At 63.7% G+C, this 4378-nt stretch carries 4 protein-coding genes; 2 read left to right on the top strand and 2 right to left on the bottom strand.

Going from position 1 to position 4378, the window contains the following annotated elements:
* Nucleotides 1–148: 148 nt before the first annotated feature.
* Together ACK1U9_RS22525 and ACK1U9_RS22520 are read right to left on the bottom strand one after the other, a co-directional pair.
* Nucleotides 149–1936, bottom strand: a complete 1788-nt coding sequence (locus ACK1U9_RS22525) for a monovalent cation:proton antiporter-2 (CPA2) family protein (RefSeq protein ID WP_025341083.1) — start codon at nt 1934–1936, stop codon at nt 149–151.
* A gap of 224 nt (nt 1937–2160) precedes the next feature.
* Nucleotides 2161–3135, bottom strand: a complete 975-nt coding sequence (locus ACK1U9_RS22520; protein ID WP_108481649.1) for a GlxA family transcriptional regulator — start codon at nt 3133–3135, stop codon at nt 2161–2163.
* A 180-nt stretch (nt 3136–3315) separates the two neighbouring features.
* Between ACK1U9_RS22520 and ACK1U9_RS22515 the strand changes: the two genes are divergently transcribed.
* Both ACK1U9_RS22515 and ycaC read left to right on the top strand, forming a co-directional pair.
* Nucleotides 3316–3678: a helix-turn-helix domain-containing protein gene (locus tag ACK1U9_RS22515; RefSeq protein ID WP_087500881.1), complete on the top strand. Its 363-nt coding sequence runs from the start codon at nt 3316–3318 to the stop codon at nt 3676–3678.
* Nucleotides 3679–3751: 73 nt separating this feature from the next.
* On the top strand, nt 3752–4378 hold the full coding sequence (gene ycaC / locus ACK1U9_RS22510) for an isochorismate family cysteine hydrolase YcaC (protein WP_004375560.1): 627 nt from the start codon (nt 3752–3754) through the stop codon (nt 4376–4378).

The following is a 4378-nucleotide window of genomic DNA, read 5'->3' as shown; positions in this document are numbered from 1 at the left end:
CCCACAGGTACTGCACCGCTTGCCAGGCTTGCGCTATCCCTGTGGGAGCGGGCGTGCCCGCGAAGGGCCGCGCAGCGGACCCAGACAATCTCAAGCCAAAAATACAAAAGAGGGCCTGAGCCCTCTTCCTGAATCGATGCGCCAACCCTCAATCCGCATCCGAATCAAACAACCGCTCCAACTCCGCCCGGGCCTCCTTGGCCGTCTGCATCACCTTGGCCCGGTCATCACGCACCTGTCCCTGGGCCACCAGCACCTCTTCGTCATGCTGGGTAAACCGCGCAATCCGGTCCGCTGCCTGCGCCTCGCTCAACCCCAACCCCACCAATGCCCGGCGGGTCATCTCCAGGCTGGAGTAGAACGTCTCGCGAATCGGCTCGGCGCCGACATCCGCCAACTTGTGCACATGCTGGCGGTTACGCGCGCGGGCCAGCACTTTCAGGTGCGGGTACAGGCGTTTCACCCGTTCCGCGGTGTGAATGGCAGCTTCCGGGTCATCGATGGTGATGATGAAGTATTCCGCCTCGCCCACCTTGGCGGCATGCAGCACCTCGGGGCGCAGCGGGTCGCCGTAGAACACGGGTACCTGTTCGAACATACGGGTCATCTCGATGGTGTCCACCGAGGTTTCCAGAGCAATGAATGGAATCTTCTGTGCCCGCAGGATGCGCGCGACGATCTGGCCCATGCGGCCCATGCCGACGATCACTACCCGTGGCGTGTCAGCCTGGATCTGCTTGTAATGCTCCGGCACCTCACGCGCCGGTTGCGGGCGCTTGAGGGCGTGGGCGCAGCCAATCATCAGCAGCGGGGTAATGGCCATCGACAGGGTAATGGTCATCAGCAGCAGGTCGTAGGTCTGGGTGTCGAACAAGCCTTGGTCCTTGCCCAGCTTGAACACCACGAAGGCAAACTCGCCACCGGCAGCCAGCACCATGCCCAGGCGCAGGGCGCTGGCGCTGTTCAGGCCACCGGCCAGGCGCCCGACGCCGATCAGCAGTACCAGCTTCACGGCCACCAGCAGCAGGGTCAGGCCCAGCACCACCAAAGGCATTTCAAGCAGCAGGCGCAGGTTGGCGCCCATGCCGACGCTGATGAAGAACAGCCCCAGCAGCAGGCCCTTGAACGGTTCGATCTGCGATTCCAGCTCGTGGCGGTATTCCGAGTCGGCCAGCAGCAGGCCGGCGAGGAAGGCACCCAGGGCCATGGAAATGCCGGCTTCTTCCATCAGCCAGGCAGTGCCAATCACAACCAGCAGCGCGGTGGCGGTGGACACTTCCGGCAGGCCGGTGCGGGCCACGGTGCGGAACACCGGGCGCAGCAGGTAACGGCCACCGACGATGACCACGGCGATGCTGGCGAACACCTTCAGGCCGTGCTCCAGGCTGTCGCCGTGGCTGGTATCCGGGCCACTGGCGGCCAGCAGCGGAACCAATGCGATCAGTGGGATGGCGGCGATGTCCTGGAACAGCAGGATGGCGAACGCGAGGCGGCCGTGCGGGGCGTTGAGCTGCTTGCTTTCGGCCAGGCTCTGCAGGCCAAGGGCGGTGGACGACAGCGCCAGGCCCAGACCGAGCACGATGGCCGCCGGTAGCGTCTGGCTGAAGCCGAACAGGGCGATGGCGCCGATCAGCGCACCGGTCAGCAGCACCTGGGCGGTACCGACGCCGAATACGGACTTGCGCATCAGCCACAGGCGCTTGGGCGACAGCTCCAGGCCGATGATGAACAGCAGCAGAACCACGCCCAGCTCGGAAATGTGCGCCACGCTTTCGGTGTCGCGGATCAGGCCCAGCGCTTGCGGGCCGATGATCACACCGGCGAGCAGGTAACCGAGCACGGCCCCCAGGTGCAGGCGCTTGGCCAGGGGGACGGCGAGGACAGCGGCGAGCAGGAAGATCACCGCGGTTTGCAGAAGGCTGCCTTCGTGTGGCATTGGCTCGTACTCCATGAGCTGCCGGGGCAGCGTTAGATCAGTTAGGCGGACAATTCTGGGGAATGTGCGGGTGCCAGACAATCTGCTGTGAGGAAGACATATTGTCCTGAATCAGATGACAGTCGTGCTGGCCTCTTCGCGGGTGTTGCGCAGGCTTGAACACACCGCTGTACCTGTGGGAGCGGGTTCACCCGCGAAGAGGCCAGCACAGGAAATCTGCATACTCAACTGCCACCAAACTGCGCGCGATACTGCGCCGGCGTCATGCCAATCCGCTCGCAAAACACCTTGCGCAAATGCCGGTCACTGCCAAACCCGCACTGCGCCGCCACTACCTTCAACGGCAGGTCGGTGCCTTCCAGCAGCTTTCGCGCGCGGTCGATCCTTGCATTCTGCAGGTACTGCAGCGGTGTGATCCCCACCTCGCGCAGAAATGTCCGGGCGAAGTTGCGCCCGCTCATGGCCACCAGGTCGGCCATCTTCTGCACGGTGAAGGCTTGCTCGATATGGTCGACGATATACGCCTGCACCCGGGCAATCGGCGAATCATCCCGCGGTACAGCCGCCAGCAGTGGCCCGTAGGGTGTCTGCCCGCCCTGGCGATGGCGGGCGACCAGCAGTACCTTGGCCACTTCCAGGGCCAGCGCCTTGCCGTGGTCTTCGGCCACCACCGCCAGTGCCAGGTCGATGCCAGCGGTGATGCCGCCCGAGGTAATCAGGCAGCGGTCGATCACGTAGATCTGTTCGGTCTCGACCTTGGCATTGGGGAACGCCTGTGCCAGGCGCTCCACGTAGTTCCAGTGGGTGGTGCAGCGATAGCCGTCCAGCAGCCCGGCCCGGCCCAGCAGGAATACCCCGGTGCAGATTGCGCCAAAGCGTTTGGCCCGGCGCACAGCCTGGGGCAGCCAACGCTCGATGCCTGGCAGGGCGATGTCATAGGCCCCCGGGCCGCCTGGCACCAGCAACAGGTCGACGGCCTCCGGCAAGTCCTCCAGGCGCAGGTCAGCCACCACTTTCAACCCGCAAGAGCCGCGCACCGCTGCCTGCCCTTCGGCCAGGGTCAGCAGCCGGTACTTTCGCTCGGCAGGAAGGAAGCGGTTAGCAATGGCAAACGCGTCCATGGGCCCGGTCACGTCCAGCAACAACACATCATTGAACAGCACCATGGCTACGGTACGGTGGGCGGGTTTTTCCTGCATGGCTCTTTTGCCTTGAATGCCGGCCGCCACTAGCGGCCTGAAGCTGAATACGGAACGCATCTTAAGGTATCGGCAAAACGGCCAGGGCCAGCAGTGCACAATTAACAACTATTCAGGTCTGGCTCAGGACTTTGTCATGTGCCGGGGGCGAGACTTTCTGCATTGAACAGGAGAGTCGCCATGCACCCCGGGAAGCCCCAAGCGCCGCAGCAAACCCCCGGCGCACTCACGCCTGCGCGGTTGCGCCGGGCCAAGGAACTGATGCTGCACAGCCCATTGTCGATCATCGAAATCGCCGGGGTATGCAACCTCACCCGCAGCCACTTCTCCCGTGCGTTCAAGGTCAACACTGGCCTATCGCCCCAGGCCTGGCGCCTGTTGGCGCGCATGGAAAAGGCCAAGCGCCTGCTTGCCACCGAGGCGCCAATCACCCACGTGAGCCTGGAATGCGGCTTCTGCGATCAGGCCCATTTCACCCGTGCCTTCAGCCGCCTGGTCGGCCAGCCGCCCAAGGCCTGGCGTCAGGCGCAGGTCCACCCTTAAGCCGAACCTATCCGCCGGTATAGCCCCTTGTAGACAGTGCCGGCCCGTTTTCCCAACCCAAGGAGTCACCCCGATGAGCCAACCCGATTACAAGCGCCTGAACAAAGACGATGCCGTGGTGCTTCTGGTCGACCACCAGACCGGCCTGATCTCGCTGGTGCAGGACTTCTCGCCCAACGAGTTCAAGAACAACGTGCTGGCCCTGGGCGACCTGGCCAAGTTCTTCGGCTTGCCGACCATTCTCACTACCAGCTTCGAGCAAGGCCCGAACGGCCCGCTGGTGCCCGAGCTGAAAGAGATGTTCCCGGATGCGCCGTACATTGCCCGCCCCGGCCAGATCAACGCCTGGGACAATGAAGACTTCGTCAAGGCGATCAAGGCTACTGGCCGCAAGCAGCTGATTATCGCCGGCGTGGTGACCGATGTGTGCGTAGCGTTCCCGACCCTGTCGGCGCTGGCAGAAGGTTTTGAAGTGTTCGTGGTGACCGATGCTTCTGGCACCTTCAACGAAACCGTGCAGCAGGCGGCCTGGGTGCGCATGACCCAGGCGGGTGCACAGATGATGAACTGGTTCTCGGTGGCCTGTGAGCTGCACCGCGACTGGCGCAACGACATCGAAGGGCTGGGTAACCTGCTGTCGCAGCGGATTCCCAACTACCGCAACCTGATGAACAGCTATGCGGCCCTGAGCGCCCGTTGA

This window comes from Pseudomonas sp. XP1 (assembly GCF_053557675.1).
Note: the sequence above shows the minus strand (reverse complement) of the source record. Positions and strands in the feature narration are given on the sequence as shown.